Source organism: Acinetobacter sp. USHLN143 (assembly GCF_037145695.1).
GTDB classification, from domain to species: Bacteria; Pseudomonadota; Gammaproteobacteria; order Pseudomonadales; family Moraxellaceae; genus Acinetobacter; species Acinetobacter fasciculus.
Map to the genome: position 1 here is coordinate 1 of NZ_JBBCWZ010000010.1, position 18,409 is coordinate 18,409.

The 18,409-nt window shown below is 42.8% G+C and carries 22 protein-coding genes and 1 pseudogene; 12 read left to right on the top strand and 11 right to left on the bottom strand.

Translation table 11 applies throughout. The features are described from left to right. Positions 1–519 precede the first annotated feature (519 nt). From WFH18_RS04570 to WFH18_RS04595, 6 genes are all read right to left on the bottom strand, one after another. Positions 520–759: a hypothetical protein gene (locus WFH18_RS04570; protein ID WP_004279605.1), complete on the bottom strand. Its 240-nt coding sequence runs from the start codon at positions 757–759 to the stop codon at positions 520–522. A 158-nt stretch (positions 760–917) separates the two neighbouring features. Next, positions 918–1,469: a hypothetical protein gene (locus WFH18_RS04575; protein WP_004279603.1), complete on the bottom strand. Its 552-nt coding sequence runs from the start codon at positions 1,467–1,469 to the stop codon at positions 918–920. After that, entirely contained in the window at positions 1,466–1,876 is a 411-nt protein-coding gene (locus tag WFH18_RS04580; protein WP_004279602.1) for a DUF559 domain-containing protein, read from the bottom strand. The genes WFH18_RS04575 and WFH18_RS04580 overlap by 4 nt, the downstream gene beginning before the upstream one ends. A 70-nt stretch (positions 1,877–1,946) precedes the next feature. Then, on the bottom strand, positions 1,947–2,264 hold the full coding sequence (locus tag WFH18_RS04585; RefSeq protein ID WP_004730172.1) for a hypothetical protein: 318 nt from the start codon (positions 2,262–2,264) through the stop codon (positions 1,947–1,949). Then, the gene (locus tag WFH18_RS04590) at positions 2,261–3,004 is read right to left on the bottom strand and encodes an ATP-binding protein (protein ID WP_336754655.1); all 744 of its coding nucleotides are present in this window, start codon (positions 3,002–3,004) and stop codon (positions 2,261–2,263) included. The genes WFH18_RS04585 and WFH18_RS04590 overlap by 4 nt, the downstream gene beginning before the upstream one ends. After that, positions 3,001–3,261, bottom strand: coding sequence for a hypothetical protein (locus WFH18_RS04595; RefSeq protein ID WP_004279596.1), 261 nt, complete (start codon positions 3,259–3,261; stop codon positions 3,001–3,003). Before WFH18_RS04595 ends, WFH18_RS04590 begins: the two co-directional genes overlap by 4 nt. Positions 3,262–3,469: 208 nt before the next feature. Here WFH18_RS04595 and WFH18_RS04600 point away from each other — a divergent pair. From WFH18_RS04600 to WFH18_RS04645, 10 genes and pseudogenes are all read left to right on the top strand, one after another. Next, positions 3,470–3,712, top strand: a pseudogene (locus WFH18_RS04600) (hypothetical protein). Further along, the gene (locus WFH18_RS04605; RefSeq protein ID WP_004279593.1) at positions 3,712–4,098 is read left to right on the top strand and encodes a hypothetical protein; all 387 of its coding nucleotides are present in this window, start codon (positions 3,712–3,714) and stop codon (positions 4,096–4,098) included. The pseudogene WFH18_RS04600 and the gene WFH18_RS04605 overlap by 1 nt, the downstream one beginning before the upstream one ends. Then, positions 4,098–4,277, top strand: a complete 180-nt coding sequence (locus tag WFH18_RS04610) for a hypothetical protein (RefSeq protein ID WP_004279592.1) — start codon at positions 4,098–4,100, stop codon at positions 4,275–4,277. Before WFH18_RS04605 ends, WFH18_RS04610 begins: the two co-directional genes overlap by 1 nt. A 254-nt stretch (positions 4,278–4,531) precedes the next feature. Continuing rightward, complete coding sequence (locus WFH18_RS04615) at positions 4,532–5,116, top strand: anthranilate synthase component II (protein ID WP_004279590.1); 585 nt, start codon at positions 4,532–4,534, stop codon at positions 5,114–5,116. A 9-nt stretch (positions 5,117–5,125) separates the two neighbouring features. Beyond that, entirely contained in the window at positions 5,126–6,172 is a 1,047-nt protein-coding gene (gene trpD / locus WFH18_RS04620; RefSeq protein WP_004279589.1) for an anthranilate phosphoribosyltransferase, read from the top strand. Positions 6,173–6,192: 20 nt separating this feature from the next. After that, positions 6,193–6,999, top strand: a complete 807-nt coding sequence (gene trpC / locus WFH18_RS04625) for an indole-3-glycerol phosphate synthase TrpC (RefSeq protein WP_004279588.1) — start codon at positions 6,193–6,195, stop codon at positions 6,997–6,999. Positions 7,000–7,196: 197 nt separating this feature from the next. Continuing rightward, the gene (locus WFH18_RS04630) at positions 7,197–7,880 is read left to right on the top strand and encodes a Smr/MutS family protein (protein ID WP_004279587.1); all 684 of its coding nucleotides are present in this window, start codon (positions 7,197–7,199) and stop codon (positions 7,878–7,880) included. Between the two features lie 93 nt (positions 7,881–7,973). Then, positions 7,974–8,522: a GTP cyclohydrolase I FolE gene (folE, locus tag WFH18_RS04635; RefSeq protein ID WP_004730181.1), complete on the top strand. Its 549-nt coding sequence runs from the start codon at positions 7,974–7,976 to the stop codon at positions 8,520–8,522. Positions 8,523–8,845: 323 nt separating this feature from the next. Continuing rightward, a complete protein-coding gene (locus tag WFH18_RS04640; protein WP_004646396.1) occupies positions 8,846–9,280 on the top strand; it encodes a hypothetical protein in 435 nt (144 codons plus the stop codon). Between the two features lie 114 nt (positions 9,281–9,394). Then, positions 9,395–9,955, top strand: coding sequence for a DUF4385 domain-containing protein (locus WFH18_RS04645; RefSeq protein WP_004279582.1), 561 nt, complete (start codon positions 9,395–9,397; stop codon positions 9,953–9,955). Between the two features lie 11 nt (positions 9,956–9,966). Here the strand turns inward: WFH18_RS04645 and WFH18_RS04650 are convergent, their stop codons facing one another. The 5 genes from WFH18_RS04650 to hemE form a co-directional block, all read right to left on the bottom strand. Further along, a complete protein-coding gene (locus WFH18_RS04650) occupies positions 9,967–11,364 on the bottom strand; it encodes a diguanylate cyclase (protein WP_004279580.1) in 1,398 nt (465 codons plus the stop codon). 188 nt (positions 11,365–11,552) lie between these two features. After that, positions 11,553–13,439, bottom strand: a complete 1,887-nt coding sequence (locus WFH18_RS04655) for an Lnb N-terminal periplasmic domain-containing protein (RefSeq protein ID WP_004279579.1) — start codon at positions 13,437–13,439, stop codon at positions 11,553–11,555. A gap of 77 nt (positions 13,440–13,516) precedes the next feature. Then, positions 13,517–13,987 carry a DUF3015 family protein gene (locus WFH18_RS04660; RefSeq protein ID WP_004279577.1) on the bottom strand — a complete coding sequence of 157 codons (471 nt, stop codon included), beginning with the start codon at positions 13,985–13,987 and terminating at the stop codon, positions 13,517–13,519. Between the two features lie 143 nt (positions 13,988–14,130). After that, positions 14,131–14,934, bottom strand: coding sequence for a DUF817 family protein (locus WFH18_RS04665; RefSeq protein WP_004279575.1), 804 nt, complete (start codon positions 14,932–14,934; stop codon positions 14,131–14,133). Positions 14,935–14,944: 10 nt separating this feature from the next. Then, on the bottom strand, positions 14,945–16,015 hold the full coding sequence (gene hemE / locus WFH18_RS04670; protein WP_004279573.1) for a uroporphyrinogen decarboxylase: 1,071 nt from the start codon (positions 16,013–16,015) through the stop codon (positions 14,945–14,947). A gap of 205 nt (positions 16,016–16,220) precedes the next feature. Here hemE and WFH18_RS04675 point away from each other — a divergent pair, with 205 nt between their 5' ends. Beyond that, positions 16,221–17,444 (top strand): L,D-transpeptidase family protein, encoded by a 1,224-nt coding sequence (locus tag WFH18_RS04675; RefSeq protein WP_004730187.1) that lies wholly within the window; start codon positions 16,221–16,223, stop codon positions 17,442–17,444. Positions 17,445–17,624: 180 nt separating this feature from the next. Continuing rightward, entirely contained in the window at positions 17,625–18,323 is a 699-nt protein-coding gene (locus WFH18_RS04680) for a pirin family protein (protein ID WP_004279570.1), read from the top strand. The last annotated feature ends 86 nt before the right edge of the window (positions 18,324–18,409 follow it).

Sequence of the window (18,409 nt, forward strand, 5' to 3'; positions counted from 1 at the left end):
TCGGTTATATGCGGGCCAATTGGTTGTGCGGTAGATTTTGTGTGTAGGCTTCTTCATTTGAAAATTATATCGCTGAAAAAGCCTTTACAGATAGGTTTGTGCAACAAAGCCAATGTGACCTATCAAACAATACAGCAACACATGACATAAGAAAAATAGGCAAAAAAAACCTCCTTTGGGAAAAGGAGGCTGAAATTGGAAAGAAACTACAGCGATAGAATCTAGGCCACGATTCTATCTAAATTTATTTTTTAATCAACAGTAAAAATCATTTTATTTAGGCAATAAAAAGCCCACTTACTCGTCAAAATAAGCGGGCCCGTGCTGCAGTCATTTTCTTCGTATTACGTCTTCTTCTTATCGCAAAAACAATATAGCACTAAGGCTTTGATCAGAAAGTATAGAGAATATTAAGAAACTGTTTTCAAATGTTGAACTTAAGTTAATTTTCTTTTCAGGTAATAAATTCTAAGCATTAAAAAAGCCCACCATTTGGAGAGCTTTCCTTGATGCTTAAACCTATTCTTTTGAACACTTCACTTCAAACTGGTATTCGTCTTGGGTAACCTTAATTTTAATATTTTTATATTTTCGTTTGTTTGGATCCATTGCCGAGCCAGCCACTTCCTCAAAAAAGCTACGATCATTCATTAGCTCGCCATACACTTTATAGCCTAATAAAATCTTTTCAGGCTTTTTGCCTTCAGCCACTAATTTACCGAGAGTATCTTCTAGTTTTTTAACAGTTAAAATCGCCATTTCAATTAGAGCTCAAAAACAAAAAGGCATTATCACTTAATTTTATGAATAAATAATGTCAAAAAAGCCCACCTTTCGATGAGCTTTAATGACTTGGTCTCGGTTGAACCGTAATACGACCAGTATAGAAAAAGAATACCTTACATCCATATAGGATGTCAAACACTCAATTTTCTTAAATTTTTCCGGTACTGGCCTGCATAATGCTCTACCTCATCGTTCAACTCTTTGAGCAAAAGTTCAACTGCATTACCTAGCCATGCATAGCGTTTTGAATAAGTATTTGGTTCAATATAATCAATTCCTGAAAATACTAAGCGGCCTTTCAATGTATGGTATTCACGCAACTTTGGACGCAATGAATAAAACAGTTCCATGCGTGCAATGTGTTTGCAGAATTGCGGCATATCAAAACTTTCACGCTGCTTATCCATTTCCTCTTGCACCATACGCCATAAGTAATCTGAGATGTATTTTGTGACCACGGAATAATTATCCGTATTGTCTCGATAATCACCCCATACCAAAATTGACGCATAAGCCTTGGTTTCATCATTTGGCATTAAAGCAATTGCGCCACAACGATCTTCCCAATTGACAGGGATTTCATTTGTTGGTGGTGTATCTGCTTCATAATTTGCTGTTTTGGCTCTTAACTGCTGCCCCAACCATTCAATATTTGTCATCTTTTCAGCTACCGTCGCATTCATCCCAAATCCCCTACCATCTTCTCAATTTGCTGGATCGCGTGACCTGACTTCACTTGATCTGTACTAAACCTTAATACTTGAAAACCCATCATGGTTGCGGCGTTATATTTTTCCATGTCCCCGATATACCCCTTGCCTCTGGTATGTCTTCCTCCACTCCAGATCGCACCTTCAACTTCTACCAGTATCTTTTTTCCTACCAGGTGGAAATCAGCTCTCCATTTCCGCTTTGGGTGAAACTCAAATTCCTGCTCAAACTCAATTTTTAAAGTCTTTAATTCTCTGGCCAGCTTTGCTTCAAACTCATTCGGTATCTTTTCACTTTTAACCTTAGGGCGCTTGGAACGCCCTTTCGCTCTGGTGGCTTTCACCATTTTCTTGTATTCAGCGATTGAGTAGCTGGTCATTCACCCCAAACCCTCAATACAACGGCGCCAATAGCCATGAAAATAAACATCAGCGCTTTGTTTAGATCCTTCATACGGCAATTTCACCCTTTACATTCATAATGTCTTTGGCATATGCAGTTGCACGGTAATGACTCTCTGATACACGCTCCAAATAACCACCTTTGACATGCTCCTGAAGCAGGCTGTAAATAGTGGTTCTATGGAAATCAAAAACAGCTTCTTGCACGTCCTTCACTGAAAATGGCGTAGTGGCATAACAAGCAAAAAGCATCAAACTTATCTGATCTTCAAAGCTAACTTTCCTATGGATTTTTGACTGATCATCAGAATCAATTTGCTTAATCTCGCCACCATTTTTCAAAAATTCTTCAATTGTTGTATTCACACCCCACCCCCTACACGCTGATCTGTCCAATTGCATTCAACTACGGTTAATCCACCCTGTTGAAAACGAGACCAAAGAAGATCACCCAAGTCTTTCTGCAGCTCAGCTAATGTCAGATTAGAAATCAGCATGGTCGGCTTCATCCGGTCATAGCGTGCATATAAAACTTTGTGAACTAGCTCACGGCGTTTATCACGGTCATGCAATCCATATTCATCCAGGATCAACAGGTCATACTGGCTGAAATCATAAATCACAGATTTTTCTGTAGCGTCCGGCTGCTCCCATGCGTTCATGATTCGCTGTGCCAGATCTTCGCTGGTGATGTAGCGTGCATACTTGCCCTTGTTGAGCAATGTTCGAGCTGTTGCGCAGCTGAGATGAGTTTTTCCTGTACCAGTAGGTCCCACCATCACAAAGTTGTTTTTATGGCCATTGATCATGTTCTTGGCAAAGGAAACAACCTGATTCAGTGCGTTCTGGTGTCCAGCGTGTTGAACGTTGTAATTCTTAAAACCTGATGTTGCATGGCGCTCTGGAAGCATTGCCCCAGCAAAGTGTTTTTCACGTACAGTGCGATCAATTTCAGCTTGTGCATTGCGCTTTTGCTCTTCCAGAAATTCTACGGCGCATTGTGGACATTTGTGGTATGGACCGGCTTGAACCATTGCTATTTTGTGCTCTGAGCAGATCGCGTGTGTTTGTTTTAATCCCTGAGTCAGCATCGACATTGCGTTCATACAAAGTCCTCCGGGATATGTACTGGTGAATTCACTGCTGCGTGATGTTGCGATGCTTGGTCTGCCCAAGCTGTATTCACATCCAGATTAGAATTTTGTTTTTCAGAAGACTGATACGTTTTTTGAGTGTATTTACGCTTGATCCACTTCACGAAGTTTGAATACATCTGGGTGTCTGTGATCAAGCCTGCGTTCAAACGTGGTTCGTAATGGGCATTCACTTCAAGTAAAATCTGATTCACCAGTTCTTGGGTCATCGGAGTTTCACCTGATCTCTGTATGCACAGCGCAAAGATGCCTTGATTCAAGCTGCTGAAACTGGGGAGGCTTCATGAGTTATTCCTACTCTTCAATGACCCGCGTGCTGCTTGTGCAGTACAAGGGCCGGGTTAGAACTTATCGCAATATCAATCTATTCGGTATTGACGATTGCCTGCGAAATTTTGTGAATACCTGGGGGTACAAATGATCTTCAGAATTAAAAAGAAGCACCAAGTGGGCTTCAAATTATGGCTTGAAAAGCTGGGTTATACAAAGAAAGAGCTTGCTGACGGTAGTACTACTTTCTCGGGCAAAGGTACACGCAAAGCATTGAGCTATGTGTTTTTAAAAAGTGATTTAACAGGTAATGCAGCATGTTAGGCGCTATTTGGTGAATATGAAGAGCACCTGGATAACCCTGATTATTTAGATGTGAAGGTGGCGTGATGGAAAAGAATAAATTGTGGTGCGTAGGAATCTGCCCTGAAGATGATAGTCCGCATGAGCAGTCACCTGCCGTATCAAAAGAAATTGCTGAACGTGCTTTGGCTCGTTACAGAGCAATGACTAAGGCTGAAGGCAATCAGTTCATGATCGAATCATTTGATGAATACTTTCAGGTTCAAGAGTGGGAAGGCACAGCCGAAGACCACCAAGAACAAATGTTTTACACAGAAGATTGGTTTAAAGAGCCGATGTACCAGTGCTTTGACCTACCAACAGCATGCAAAGTTTTTAAATATGGTGAGATTGTTGAATGCTACAAAAAAGGCTCATCACCACTTACTACATCAAATTTTGAAGAAGCCAAGCGCTTCTATGAGGTGGCGTGATGGATAGTACTGATCAAATAGTTGAGCCAACCCCATTTGATGATGTGCAGTGGCTCTGGTGCGCTGACTGGTGCAAGAAAAAAGGTTTAAGCCCATATGATGCAAAGAACTGGGCAGATGCAAAATTTGAATACTTGAAGGCTCATGAAGCCAAGGAGAGAACCAATGAATATGAGTGAGCCGACTTTATATGACAGGATCAAAAAAGGAGAAATTGACCAGCCAAGCAAAGATGGTCCACGAAGTTACTACCTAAATAGTTATGTGAACGAAGTTGTCACAAGGCATTCAAAAACTGGTAAAGTAGCCGCTTGATTGAGCGGCTTTTTAATGCCTGCAAAATCAGTCACTTTTCTAAAAGTGAGTAACATAGTGAGTAACGATTAGAAATAAAGATGCTCATTTTCACAATTTTCAAGAGGTTACGTGCGATATGCTTCTCATGGTCGACAACTATGACTCCTTTACTTATAACATCGTCCAATATTTTGGCGAACTGAATCAAGAAGTAAAAGTAGTCCGTAATGATGCCGTGACATTGGAAGATATAGAGCGATGGCAACCTAAGTATTTAGTGATTGGCCCCGGCCCGTGCTCGCCAAGTGAGGCAGGAATTTCTATTCCTGCCATTCAGCATTTTGCTGGCAAAATTCCTTTACTGGGCGTTTGTCTTGGTCATCAAAGTATGGGGCAGGCATTTGGCGGTGATATCGTGCGTGCCAAACGTGTCATGCATGGCCGTCTGTCTGATATGTACCACAGTGATACCGGGATTTTCAGCAATCTTCCTTCTCCATTTCCTGCAACGCGCTATCATTCACTGGTGATTGATCAAGCTACCTTGCCCGAATGTCTGGAAGTCACCTGCTGGACCAATGAAGCGGATGGCTCTATGGAAGAAATTATGGGTGTGAAACATAAGACATTGCCGGTCGAAGGCGTGCAGTTCCATCCTGAATCGATTCTGAGCCAGCATGGTCATCAAATCTTTAAAAACTTTCTCGAAATTTATGCCTAAGAACATCTTATGAATATTCAACAAGCTTTAAGCAATATTACTAAAAACATTCACCTGACTCAGGATCAAATGCAAGACGTGATGCGTGCCATCATGTCAGGTGAAGCGACCGATGCCCAGATTGGTGCCCTGCTGATGGGCTTACGCCTAAAAGGCGAAAGCATTGATGAGATTACTGCAGCTGCACGTGTTATGCGTGAACTGGCTACCAAAATTGATGTCAGTGATATTCCATATTTAGTGGACATCGTGGGTACAGGTGGTGATGGCCAGAACCTGTTTAATGTTTCTACTGCTTCTGCATTTGTAATTGCAGCAGCGGGCGCAACCATTGCCAAACATGGTAACCGCGGCGTTTCGACCAAATCAGGTTCGTCGGATTTACTGGAACAGGCCGGGATTAACCTGGACCTGAATATGCAGCAGACTGAACGCTGTATCCGTGATGTCGGTGTCGGCTTCCTGTTTGCACCGAATCATCATCAAGCCATGAAATATGCAATCGGCCCACGTAAAGAATTGGGGATTCGCAGTATTTTCAACCTACTCGGTCCTTTAACCAATCCGGCTGGCGTACAACGTCTGGTCATTGGCGTATTTTCCAATGAACTCTGCCGTCCGATTGCGGAAGTTATGAAACAGCTCGGTGCTGAACATGTGATGGTAGTACATTCACGTGATGGTCTGGATGAAATCAGTATAGCCTCTTCAACTCATGTTGCTGAACTGAAAAATGGCGAAGTCACCGAATGGGAAATTATTCCTGAATCGGTCGATATTGAATCGCAAACTCTGACCGGACTGATTGTGGAAGATTCTGCGCAAAGTCTGGCTTTAATCAAAGATGCACTGGGCAAGAAAAAATCAGACATCGGCGATAAAGCCGCCAATATGATCGCGCTGAATGCCGGCGCAGGTATTTATGTCTCCGGTTTGACCAGCAGCTATAAGCAAGGTGTTGCGCTGGCACATGACATTATCTATGGCGGTCAGGCACTTGAGAAAATGAGTGTACTGTCTGAATTTACCAAAACTATTAAACATTACGAAGCTTAATTCGGTCAGGGATTTTGATCATGGTGGATATCGCAAATACAATTTTAGGCAAAATTGTTGACCGTAAAAAAGAAGAATTTGCCCTACGTTTAAAGCAGAAAAGCTATAAAGATCTGGAAGAACTGGCACAAGGTGCATCACCTGTGCGTGGTTTTGCCCAGTCTTTAGTGTCGAAACGTCCGGGTGTCATTGCTGAAATTAAGAAAGCTTCGCCATCCAAGGGCATTATTCGCGAGAACTTTAACCCTGCGGAAATTGCAGCACAGTATCAGGAGGCAGGTGCAGCCTGTTTATCGGTGCTGACCGATGTAGACTTTTTCCAGGGTCACGATGACAACATTCAGATTGCCCGTTCACATTGCGACCTGCCTGCACTGCGCAAAGACTTTCTGATCGATCCTTATGGAGTTATCGAAGCACGTGCCCTGCATGCAGACTGTATCTTGCTAATTGTGGCTTGCCTGTCTGACCAGCAGTTAGAAGAAATGTCTAAAACTGCATTTGAACATCATCTGGATGTACTGGTTGAAGTTCACGATGAAGAAGAACTATCCCGTGCTTTAAAACTTTCTGATCGTTGTCTGCTCGGTGTAAATAACCGTAATTTAAAAACCTTTGATGTGGATTTAAACACATCATTACGTTTGAAAAAATTACTGGACCCTTCACGCCTGCTGGTGACTGAAAGTGGTATTGCCACACCTGCGGATGTTGCGATGATGCAGAAAAATGATATTCACGCCTTTCTGGTCGGCGAAAGCTTCATGAAACAACCACGTCCGGATCATGCTTTCCGCGATCTGTTTGGTGAGCCTGAAGCGGTTTAAAATGTAAATGCTCACCTAAGCATTAAAAAAGCCCAATCTCAGGATTGGGCTTTTTTATTTTCAATATTGAAAAGTAGATCATAGATTCTCGAGCGTATTTAAAATCCTCAGCAATGTCATGAACGCAATTCAGTTCTCCTTTGTCTATTTTCAGACTATAATTCTTGTAAATTCCGCATCTCCCTTGTTTTTACATTATGAGTAAACACGATTCTTCATTATCTAAAGATCAGTACAACCTGCTGAAATCTTTTAAGAAGCAAATTACACAGCCGCAAACACCTGCGGTCGTTGCTGCACCTGTTGAAAAGACTGTCGAGCAAGAAGCGTTAGAAGAACTGGAATTATTCCGCAAGCAAATGCAGGGCGTACAAAAAATTGAATCGGGAAATACGGTTCAACTGGACAAACCACGCAAGAAAAAGCCGGATGCACAAATCTTGGCAAAGCGTGCAGCGGCTACTGGCCCGCTGGAAACAGAGGCAATGGCTTTATCAGATACTCAGGCCATGCTCAATCCTGTCGGCAGTCAGGCCAACTTGAGCTATCGCATCGCCACCTTGCAGCATAAAGTGTTTGAAGACTTGAAAGCCGGTAACTTGCGCTGGTTTGAAGCTGTGGATCTGCATGGCTGTACCGTGGAAGAAGCGCGTCAAGCCGTGCTGCAGATTATCCAGATCGCCAAAGATGAAAACCAGAACGTGATTAAAATCATACATGGCAAAGGTCCGGAAGCGATTTTAAAAACCTATGTCAACGGCTGGCTGCGTCAGCATCGCGATGTTTTGGCTTTTGTCAGTGCACCTGAAAAGCAAGGTGGTACCGGTGCGGTATTGGTTCTGCTCAAACGTGCAGAAAAGAATCCAAAGTTCAAACAGTAAACGGTTTTAGCCTCAAAACAAGGCATTGTAAAAGTTTTCTGCTACAATGCCGTCCTTGTTCATTCTCAGTTTAAGTGAATACGTCATATGACTATGCAGCAATCCTACGCAAACATTCTTACTGCCGTTGGCGAAGATCTAAATCGCCCTGGTCTCAAAGATACGCCTGTGCGCGCTGCGAAAGCATTTTCATATTTAACCTCGGGTTATAGCCAGACACTTGAAGAAGTGACCAACAAGGCGGTCTTCCCTTCCGATAACCGTGAAATGGTACTGGTTAAAAACATCGAATTTTATTCGCTATGTGAGCATCACTTATTGCCATTTTATGGCCGCGTACATATCGCCTATTTGCCAGAAGGTCATGTTTTAGGCCTGTCTAAATTTGCCCGTATTACTGAAATGTTTGCACGCCGTTTGCAGATTCAGGAAAATCTGACTCAGCAAATTGCAGAAGCAGTGGCTGAAGTCACCAAAGCACGCGGTGTTGCAGTAATGATTGATTCTGCGCACATGTGCATGATGATGCGCGGTGTAGGCAAGCAGGAATCAACCACACGTACGGTATCATTTATTGGTGATTTTAAAACCGACAAAGAAACACGTCGTGAATTTTTAAGTGCGGTTCCAGAAAGCTATTAATTATTAAAGCTTAAAAATAAGTTACTCAAAGCCTCGATCATTCGGGGTTTTTTGCTTTTAAAGGAAGAGGATATCAATACTTAATTCAAAAGCTCACTTGCTATAAATAACACCTGGTAACAGGGTTTAAAGACCTGTCCCAAAACTTGCTATGTTTCAGTCTAGAACTCAAACAATTCCTGCTTGTGTTTGCAACAAGCCTACACTTGGATACACGATAAAGTTTTAATCCTGCCGCTCTCCCATTAAAGTAATTTGAAGTTGATATACAGCAAAGCGCTTTATATCTTTCTGATTGATTTTTAATGATAAGGAAAGTAACCATGGCGAATAGTAAAAATAACCAGGCGAAAGACAGCAAAAAATCAGCAAAAACTGCTAAAAAGACCCAAGATGAGAAACTGAAAAAGTCGAATAAGAGTAGTGACAAAGACAGTGATCGCAAAGTCACTAAAAAAGCGGCGAGCAGTAAATCTAAAGCGGCATCTTCTAAGAAAGACAATGCCAGCAAAGATGAAAAAGTGAAGGCGAAGAAAAATTCGAGCTCAAAAGCCAGTGATAAAGCGAAAGACCAAAAGACCTCTTCCGCGAAAAAACCGGCTAAAGCGAAAAGCAGCAACAAGAGTAAAGACGACACTAAAGTGAAAAAGTCTTCTTCAAAAAAATCGGCGCCTGCTAAAAAGCAGTCGAGTAGCTCCTCTAAGAGCAAGTCAACCAAGGCTAAAACCTCGAAGACCAGTTCAAAAAAATCGAAGTAAAATGAAAGCCCCTAGCTCTAAATGACAGGGGCTTTTCTGTATCTTGTCCTTTCGTTTTTATAATTTGTATTAGCTGAAATATTGAGTCATTTTAAATTTCAGAAAAGGCCGAATATGAAGTCATCTGCCAAAGTAACCCCACCAAAACGTCCGTCACGTGTAGTTTCGAATAGTTTTGATTATTTTCTGGACTTTGCAAAGATTAATTTTCGTAAACGACCCCAGCTCTACCGGATTGGCCGTGGTGAACAAGGTGTATTACTGGTTGAGCCTTATAAATCGGAAATCCTGCCACACTGGCGCTTTGCAGATGAAGCAAAAGCCCAAGCGAGTAGCGAGAAAATCTATCAGCTTTTCTTGGACTATTTAAAGCAAGAAGATTTTATCGGTGCGGACATGGCACGCAAGTTTTTACAGATGGGTTTCACCCGTGCCCGACGTTATGCCAATCATAAAGGTGGCAAAAAATACGATGGCCCGGTTCCGGAGGATAAAAAAGGCTTGAGTGGTGCGCATGGCCGTTCCGAGCTGCCACGTAATCATGAAGATCCGGTTAAAGCCGCTGCTGCCAAAATCTTTAAACAGAAATGGGATGAAGCTAAAAATCATCCCGAATATCTCCAGCAAAAACAGAAATTTCAGGAATTTATAGAGCAGCAGTCTGCAACTGGCTAAAAACCTTTCATTTAAACTGAGAGTGGCTGTGCGACAGGGTTCAAGGACTGATGAGCCATATAAACTCTGTTACGCCCGTTGTTCTTCGCCATATACAAGGCAGAATCTGCCGCATTCAGGAAGCGCTGATAATCCGGATGTCCATCATAAAGCACACAACCAATACTGACCGTAAATTTAAACTGCTGGCCTTGTGCCGAATTAATCATGCCATTTTCAATATATTTACGAATACTTTCGGCAATATTCAGGGCACGTTTCTCATCAGTATCCACCAGTAATAGCAAAAACTCTTCACCGCCGACCCGGAAAGCATAATCACTGCCCTGACTGTATTTTTGCAATGCTTCGGCCAGAAATTTCAAGGCCAGATCACCTGCTGCATGTCCAAATTTGTCATTAATACTTTTGAAATAATCAGCATCAATGGCAAGTAAAGACAAAGGCGTATGATTCTTACGGGAAAAAGTGATTTCACGTGAAATAATGGTATTCAAATAACGACGATTCAATAACTGGGTCAATGAATCATTACCTGATTCAATATATTCGGCCACCTGAAATAACTGATCTACTAACAACTGAATCTCACGGTTCAAGTCACGGATTCGTTGGATCAGTCCCAGCATATTGTTTTTGTCCGTACAGTCCATAATATCTTGATTAAGTTCATCGACTTGATAAATTCGTTCAATGATTAAATCGACCTGGTCAGAGCCGGTAAAAGCATAAGAGGCTTTATGAATAAACCATAAACCAAACTCCGACTTGGACAACATCGGATGATTCAATTTTTCATGCTCAGAAAAGACCTTGAACATGAGCTCATTTTCCCAGTCTAGCAATGAACTGCGCTGTTTATCTTTTTGTACGGCCACATCCTGCATCGCTGAAAAAACACGATAACTGTGTTTAATTTCCTGATTCATGGCTGTTTTGGCTTCATAAGATCGGCACATGACTTCTGTGGCAAACCCCATGATCTGGACAATATAACTGCAGGTAGTCAACATACTGTGATGAGGATTCTCATCCAGCAGTTCAAACATTTTACGCTCAATTTCACGTACACCGCGCATGATCAGCCAGGATGGAATTCCGACACGCGCATGCACATGCCCCACCATCGCCTGTTTCTGCACGGCATCGGCATAGCGTTTATTAATCCCTACACCAAAGCTTTCAAGTAGCCAGGCATTTAAAGTGTCGCGCAAGCGCTGTTGAATCAAGTCATCGGAAAAGAATTCTGCAGATTCCTTTTCAATGAGCATGTTTTTATAGAATTCTTCCACCAGAATCAGGGAATGATCTTGAATAAAATGAAAGGCATGCAATAAGTCATCAGATGAATAATTTTGACAGATCTGTTCCCATTGCTCGGCCAGTCTTGCCATGCATTCATTATTCATACTGTCTGTTCCCCAAAACCTTGCAATTTGTACTCACATTATGTGATAAATATAACAAATATCAGGTATTTTTCCTAAAATATCGACCAGATTATTTGTACCAAATCAAGCCAATCTTTTTATACAAGGGAAAACTAAACAGTAGCCTCATGGATACACAGCACTTTATCAATAGTTTTAAATAAATCTTAAAAATACCGAATCAAACCAAGACTCCATTGATCCCAGTCTTTGGACTGCTGTTGCTGATATTCCCAAGACAGCCGAAGTGCATGTTGTGGATTGAATGCATATTGGATTTCAGTATTCAGTTTCAGCTGCCAGCGATGCGAATCTTCCCAATAAGGCAGTTCCACCTGCACCAGACTGTTGATCTGATCGCTCCAGATATTCTGGCACCCCACAGTAGGGCCTGCACCTACGCGCCAGCCCTGATCCAGTGCCTTGCCTGCCTGTAGCTGAGTTTGCATTTGTGCATAACATAGATGTTCACGGCTGGCATTTGCCCAGCTATAACCACCCTGAGTTTTTAAGCTGGCGACGCCATGCTGTTCATCGTCACTAAACTGGCCATGCGCATCCAGTGCCTCCTGTTTCCAGCCCAAATTAAAACCCCAAGATAATGGCGTATTAAACGGATTGACCGGGTTATAGGAATTGACAGTAAATAGATCCAGATGTTCCAGCTTGAGCTCACTGTCACGATATTGCAAAGCCCCATCCAGAAACAGCAATTGTGTGCCGGTTCGAAAACCGCCTTGCGGGTCGATGAGATCATGATAAGCCTGCCGATGCCCTAGCTGGACAAAGGATTCACCCTGAACCTGTCCGGCCTGAAGACTGATATTCCGTGCATGATGGCTTTGTACCGGGTCTATTTTTGGACGTTCAGGCGCTTTACGCTGCTTCTCGATATTCAGCTGACTTCTTAAGCCTAATAACTTGCGAAAACGTGGCTGGGAAAATGATTTATCGACTGTTTGTCGGAGAAAGTCCAGATATAAATGATCATAGGCCATTTCCAGAATTTTGGCCTGATCTTCTGCCGGATAGGGCTGCAAGATTGAAGGCATTGCACCTGTTTCTGCATAAGCCAGCTGATGCGCAGTTTTTGCCAGCGCTTTGCCATGCTGTCTGGACTGTGCCAGCAATTGAGTTTCAAGCGCCGGACGGTAAACTTTCTGTTTGATCAAGCCCTGCTGTTCTACTACTTTTAGTGTTTCAATCGGAATCGCAGTCGAATTAAACTGTTTCTGTAGATTTAGCTCGGGACGTACCAGATCAAACAGTCCCAGTAGGCGATAAGCGCAATTATCACTGATAAAATAATAAGGGAAACTTACATTTTGCATTTCCCAGAGATGCTGTACCAAAAACCTGGTTTCTTGCGGACTTAAGTTTAATTCATATTCCCACAAATCCCGGCTTTCAAAGTCACCATACTCTTTGACCTTGCGGTAATACGGCATCAGTGAATATTCACCCGGATATTGTCCAGTCAGCCCTTTCCAGGCAAAGGACCAGTTGTCATTGCCATCGACCGTCGCAGCATAGTTGACCGCATAAGAAATCAGATTGAGTTGTTGCTGGTCTTTAGGGTCCAGACGCAACAAGGTATGACCAAACATCGAGCTGGGATTACCCATAAAATCCGTGGCATAGATCAGGGTTGCCTCATAAGGCTTGACCTCGCCAATCCATTTATCCAAATCCGGGCAACTGACCGCAGGCAATTGTTGCTCGGAAATATTCAATTGCTGCATTAACCAGCTGCTGCGTGCAGGAAACTTACAGCGGACGGACTGATTCGGCTCTGCGCTCAGGAATAAAGCCTGAATGTTATGCTGCATTTCTTTTTTTAGATCAGTTTTTCCCTGCTCTGCCAGGAAATAGCCCGAATAGTTAACCTCGCTATGACCTTGGGGATTGGCATACATGAGACGTTGCCAGGTAGTGCTCTGATCCAGACGCTGAGTTTCGGCCTGAGCGATATAATGCTGGATGTCTGGATTAATTTCGCTAGAAAAACTTAAAGGGCTGAATGTCAGGCCCAACATGAAGAACGCATATTTCATTCAGTTAACTTATTCTCATCAATTTCTTTTAGTCATAAGAAAACCCTGCCAGAACAGCAGGGTTTTTAGGGTGCGGATCAGATGTAGGATTTCAATACTTCATCTTTGGCCATCACAGTTTGTAAGGTGCTTAAAACTTGTAATGTATTCTGGTTTTCTTCGGAATAAATTTCAGAGAAATTCTGCTTGGAAACGCTAAAGAAACGAGCTTTATCTTCAGATTTAATATTCAAAAGTTCAGCCAGAACATTCAGGCTTTCACCCTCTCCAACTGCCATATCACGCGCCAATGCTTCAGCGTTTTCATTGGTAAAGGTCACCACTTGAGCGGTTACGGTACCGCCCTGGCTACAACCTAAAGTACCAAAAGTGATCCCGAGCCACTGATTCGTGAACAGAACGTTGGTCGTACCTGCAAAGAGTTTAGGAATAATACCAGACTGACCCGCCCATACCTGGCTTCCGATACCACAACCGACATCTCGGTCAGCCATCGCCATGCTTGAACCAGTCGCCAATACCGCCGCCAGCATAATTTTTTTCAACATAGTTATTCTCCAATTATTCTCATGCAATCTTTGTTATTACTCTAATAATGTAATTTAAATTACATACTCAGCAGAGTAGCGACAAGTCAAGTTTGGCGCAATTGAAAAAATGTATGCTTTACATAAACATAACCTGATTGATTTTACTGTTCCTTGAGCGCCCAATCGCCTTGTGAATTACGCTGTCCCAAAATTTTCAGCACCAACACCAGACTCAGCAGTAACAACAAATACCAGGAGCCCAGTTTGCCCCATCCCACCATATGCCATTGCTCAATCTGGCTTGGATAGAGCCAGATCTGGTAAAAGGTACTGATATTCTCGGCAATCCAGATAATAAACGCCAGAATCAGCAGTACGGGTAACATCGGCAACTGAAAAGTATGCCGATTCAGCTGAAAGCGAATTCTGGTTTTCCAGAACATGATCACGCTCCAGACAAATAAAATCACCCGATAATCGGGAATAAAAAACTTGCTCATAAAGTTGATATAAGACAAGACAGCCAATGTCAGCATATGGCTAAAACGCGGCAATTTTTCAAATGAAACCTGATATAGACGTAAAGAGCGCGCAAAAAAACTGCCGACCGCAGAATACATAAAACCGGCAAATAAAGGCACGGTCAGGATTTTAAATATTGCGGGTTGAGGGTAATGCCAGGAAGCAATTGCCGGATGGGTCAGGAAGATTTCCATCACCATGGCCATGAGATGAAATAACGCAATCACTTTGGCTTCAGCCCAGGATTCCAGTTTGGTATAGAGCAATATCACCTGAATCAGCAAAGCAAAAAAAAGCAGATAGTCATACCGGTAAAAACCAATGAAGAGATCGCTGCCCATAGAAGCAGTCAGCGCAAAAGCGAGCAGGAGTAAAATCCCAAATAAGGCAGCCGAAGCTGCCTTATAAGTAAATTCAAACCCTGATTTGAATAGATCGATCAAGGTTTACATCCTAAAGATATTTGGCACTATACTCATGTACGGTATCAATAAATGCTTTTGGATTCGCCGGATCAACCCACTGGGTAATACCATGACCTAAATTGGCAATATAACCGGTTTTCTCGCCATTGGCATAGGCATCATCCAGCATGGCTTTTGTCGCTTTAATGATGGTGTCTGATGAACCATATAAAGTTGCAGGATCCAGGTTACCCTGAAGTGCTGCACGACCAGCAACCGTTTGACGAGCGACATTCAATGGCGTGGTCCAGTCCAGACCAAATGCATCTGCGCCTGTCGTAATCATCGGTTCCAACCATTGACCGCCACCTTTGGTAAACAGAATTACCGGAATCTTGCGGCCGTCTTTCTCACGTTGCAAACCAGCGACAATCTTCTGCATATAGTTCAGCGAGAACTCGATATATTCACGATGTGCTAATGCCCCACCCCAACTATCAAAGATCTGTACCGCTTGTGCACCCGCATCGATCTGCGCATTCAAATATTCAGTCACTGCATCAGCCAGACGATCCAGTAAAGCATGCAAAACTTCAGGCTGCGCATACATCATCTGTTTGGTAAAACGGAAATCCTTGCTTGAACCACCTTCGACCATATACGTTGCCAGAGTCCATGGACTGCCCGAGAAACCAATCAGAGGAACCTGACCGCTCAGGGCTGAACGAATGGTCGAAACGGCATTCATCACATAATCCAGATCCGACTTGGCATTAAATGCAGGCAGATTGGCTACATCCTGTTCGGTACGGATGGTCTTGTGAAATTTCGGGCCTTCACCAGCTTCAAAATACAGCCCCAGTCCCAAAGCATCCGGAACCGTCAAGATATCTGAGAATAAAATCGCGGCATCAAGATCATAACGGCGCAAAGGCTGCAAAGTCACTTCACAGGCCAGTTCAGTATTCTTGCAAAGCGAAAGGAAATCTCCTGCCTTGGCACGCGTTTCGCGGTACTCAGGCAAATAACGGCCAGCCTGACGCATCATCCATACTGGCGTAGCATCTACAGGCTCACGCAACAATGCGCGCAGAAAACGATCATTTTTTAAGGTCGTCATTCACATTCCCATCTTTCTTTGACATTGCCAACATCATAGCAAAAAGGCCGCAGTTTTAATAACTTCTGGCAACTTTAAAAACCGATCGGATTGAACGGCAACCTAGTGATTTACACAAAACAACTACTGCATCTCCACATTTTTTCTGTAATACTTATAGTGTTTTTTCACATAGTTAAAGAAATAATTCTTAAGGTTGAGTTACATGTTCGTTCGCACAATGCTCGCTGTGAGTCTAGGTTGCATTTTCGCAGGTCAAGTTTTTGCCGCGTCTACTGCTGAACAACCATTAAAACCCCAAGTGGTGACTGATGTTGCAGTGCAAGATCCGATTGATCCATTAGCAACTGAAGCTTCAGCGGCCCAAGCAGCACCTGCAGAAGCGCAAATTACCGCACAAGAACAACAAGACTTAAAACAGGCATCTGAAGCGCTGAATAAGCTACAGGATACCGAAGAGCAGACTGCTTCTATTGGCGCAGCACCAAATACCAAAGCACCGACTAACTCTGCAGCGACCAAAGCTTCGTGGACTTTAGACGGTTTAAACAATGCCCAATGGTATGAAAATATCGGTGCAGGTCAATTCCCAGTTTACGCACGTGCGCATGTCATGCTGAATAATGCTCATGCATCACCGGGTGCGATTGACGGAACCAGCGGTAAAAACACACTAAAAGCGATTGCATCTTTCCAGCAAATGAATGGCATTAAACCGACAGGTGTTTTGACTCAGGAAACCTGGGATAAACTAGTTGCACGTCAGGGTTCTAAGCCAACCTTTGTTGAATACACCATTACTGAAAAAGATCTGGCAGGCCCATTTGCCAAGTCTATTCCTTCAGATTATGCGTTACAGGCAAAAATGAAAGGCTTGTACTACACGCGTGTCAGTGAAATGTTGAGTGAAAAATTCCATATGGATGAGAATTTTTTAAAGAAACTCAATCCAAATGCCAACTTTAATAAAGTTGGTGAAAAATTACTGGTCAGTAATGTACGTAATGACTTGCCTGAAGGTATTCACTTGATTGTTGCACATAAAGGCGCGAAACAACTGTACTTATTTAATAGTAAAAATCAAATGATCGCGTCATTCCCTGCCACCATTGGTAGTGCGGATACACCATCTCCAACCGGAACCTATAAAGTAACAGGTGTTGCACCAAACCCTTGGTACAGCTACTCACCTTCTAACTTTGTACAAGGTAAAAATTTAAAACCACTATCTTTACCACCGGGTCCTAACGGTCCTGTCGGGAATATCTGGATTGGTTTAAGCAAGAAATCATTTGGTATTCACGGAACACCAAACCCGTCTAGCATTTCGAAAACAGCATCACATGGTTGTATTCGTTTGACTAACTGGGATGCCAATGATCTTGGCCGTAAAGTCAAATCTGGCGTAACGGTTCGTTTCTTAGAATGATGATCGGTCTGCCGATTTGAATAAAAATAGCCTGCTTTTGAGCGGGCTTTTTTATTCCTTATGTTTACTTTCAGCTCTTTCGTTGCAAAAATGCAATGATCTGTCGCCTATTTGAGATTTTTTCAGTTATAAAACGACAGTATGATGATCTCAAGTTAAAAATAATGTCGAGATAAAATCATGAATGCTTTTCTACATCCTAGCGAAAATCGTGGTCATGTAAAAATGGGCTGGCTGGAGTCTAAACACAGTTTCTCATTTGGTAACTGGTATAACCCAAAGTATATGGGTGTCAGCGCTTTACGTGTCATTAATGATGACCTGATTGATGGACATCAGGGTTTTGGAACGCATCCACATGACAATATGGAAATCCTGACCTGTGTGCTGAAAGGAACCATTACCCATCAGGACAGCATGGGCAATCATGGCGGAATCGCTGCGGGTGAATGGCAACTGATGAGTGCAGGAACAGGTGTGCGGCACAGTGAAATGAACCAAGGCGACGAACAGGTCCATTTACTGCAAATCTGGATTATTCCAAATGAACGTGATGCCAAGCCGAACTATCAGCAAATCCGTCTTGACCCGCATGAGCAACCGAACCAGTGGCATTTGATTTGTGGTCCGAATGAAAATGCACCGATGCATATTCGTCAGAATGCCGAAGTCAAAACTGCGGTGATTCAGCAAGGCCAAAGTCTGGAAGTGAAAGCGACCCAGCATATTAATTATGTACATGTTGTTTCTGGCACTGTCCAGATCGCTGAACATACAGTTGAAGCTGGCGGCGCAATTGCTTTTCTAGATGATACAGAAATTAAAGCAAGCGAAGATGCGCAAGTGATCTGGTTTGATTTGCCGGAAGTACCCAACTAAGCTTTTAAAGCTCTCAGCTCTAATGGCTATTGATCCCAGTGATTAATAGCCATTTTTTATACGTATAATCATGAATAAGAAATAAT

Excerpts from the sequence above, each read along its gene's own strand:
- WFH18_RS04570 (WP_004279605.1), bottom strand. The coding sequence starts at position 759 with ATGGCGATTTTAACTGTTAAAAAACTAGAAGATACTCTCGGTAAATTA.
- WFH18_RS04575 (WP_004279603.1), bottom strand. The coding sequence starts at position 1,469 with ATGAATGCGACGGTAGCTGAAAAGATGACAAATATTGAATGGTTGGGG.
- WFH18_RS04580 (WP_004279602.1), bottom strand. The coding sequence starts at position 1,876 with ATGACCAGCTACTCAATCGCTGAATACAAGAAAATGGTGAAAGCCACC.
- WFH18_RS04590 (WP_336754655.1), bottom strand. The coding sequence starts at position 3,004 with ATGAACGCAATGTCGATGCTGACTCAGGGATTAAAACAAACACACGCG.
- WFH18_RS04595 (WP_004279596.1), bottom strand. The coding sequence starts at position 3,261 with ATGACCCAAGAACTGGTGAATCAGATTTTACTTGAAGTGAATGCCCAT.
- WFH18_RS04605 (WP_004279593.1), top strand. The coding sequence starts at position 3,712 with ATGGAAAAGAATAAATTGTGGTGCGTAGGAATCTGCCCTGAAGATGAT.
- WFH18_RS04610 (WP_004279592.1), top strand. The coding sequence starts at position 4,098 with ATGGATAGTACTGATCAAATAGTTGAGCCAACCCCATTTGATGATGTG.
- WFH18_RS04615 (WP_004279590.1), top strand. The coding sequence starts at position 4,532 with ATGCTTCTCATGGTCGACAACTATGACTCCTTTACTTATAACATCGTC.
- trpD (WP_004279589.1), top strand. The coding sequence starts at position 5,126 with ATGAATATTCAACAAGCTTTAAGCAATATTACTAAAAACATTCACCTG.
- trpC (WP_004279588.1), top strand. The coding sequence starts at position 6,193 with ATGGTGGATATCGCAAATACAATTTTAGGCAAAATTGTTGACCGTAAA.
- WFH18_RS04630 (WP_004279587.1), top strand. The coding sequence starts at position 7,197 with ATGAGTAAACACGATTCTTCATTATCTAAAGATCAGTACAACCTGCTG.
- folE (WP_004730181.1), top strand. The coding sequence starts at position 7,974 with ATGCAGCAATCCTACGCAAACATTCTTACTGCCGTTGGCGAAGATCTA.
- WFH18_RS04640 (WP_004646396.1), top strand. The coding sequence starts at position 8,846 with ATGGCGAATAGTAAAAATAACCAGGCGAAAGACAGCAAAAAATCAGCA.
- WFH18_RS04645 (WP_004279582.1), top strand. The coding sequence starts at position 9,395 with ATGAAGTCATCTGCCAAAGTAACCCCACCAAAACGTCCGTCACGTGTA.
- WFH18_RS04650 (WP_004279580.1), bottom strand. The coding sequence starts at position 11,364 with ATGAATAATGAATGCATGGCAAGACTGGCCGAGCAATGGGAACAGATC.
- WFH18_RS04655 (WP_004279579.1), bottom strand. The coding sequence starts at position 13,439 with ATGAAATATGCGTTCTTCATGTTGGGCCTGACATTCAGCCCTTTAAGT.
- WFH18_RS04660 (WP_004279577.1), bottom strand. The coding sequence starts at position 13,987 with ATGTTGAAAAAAATTATGCTGGCGGCGGTATTGGCGACTGGTTCAAGC.
- hemE (WP_004279573.1), bottom strand. The coding sequence starts at position 16,015 with ATGACGACCTTAAAAAATGATCGTTTTCTGCGCGCATTGTTGCGTGAG.
- WFH18_RS04675 (WP_004730187.1), top strand. The coding sequence starts at position 16,221 with ATGTTCGTTCGCACAATGCTCGCTGTGAGTCTAGGTTGCATTTTCGCA.
- WFH18_RS04680 (WP_004279570.1), top strand. The coding sequence starts at position 17,625 with ATGAATGCTTTTCTACATCCTAGCGAAAATCGTGGTCATGTAAAAATG.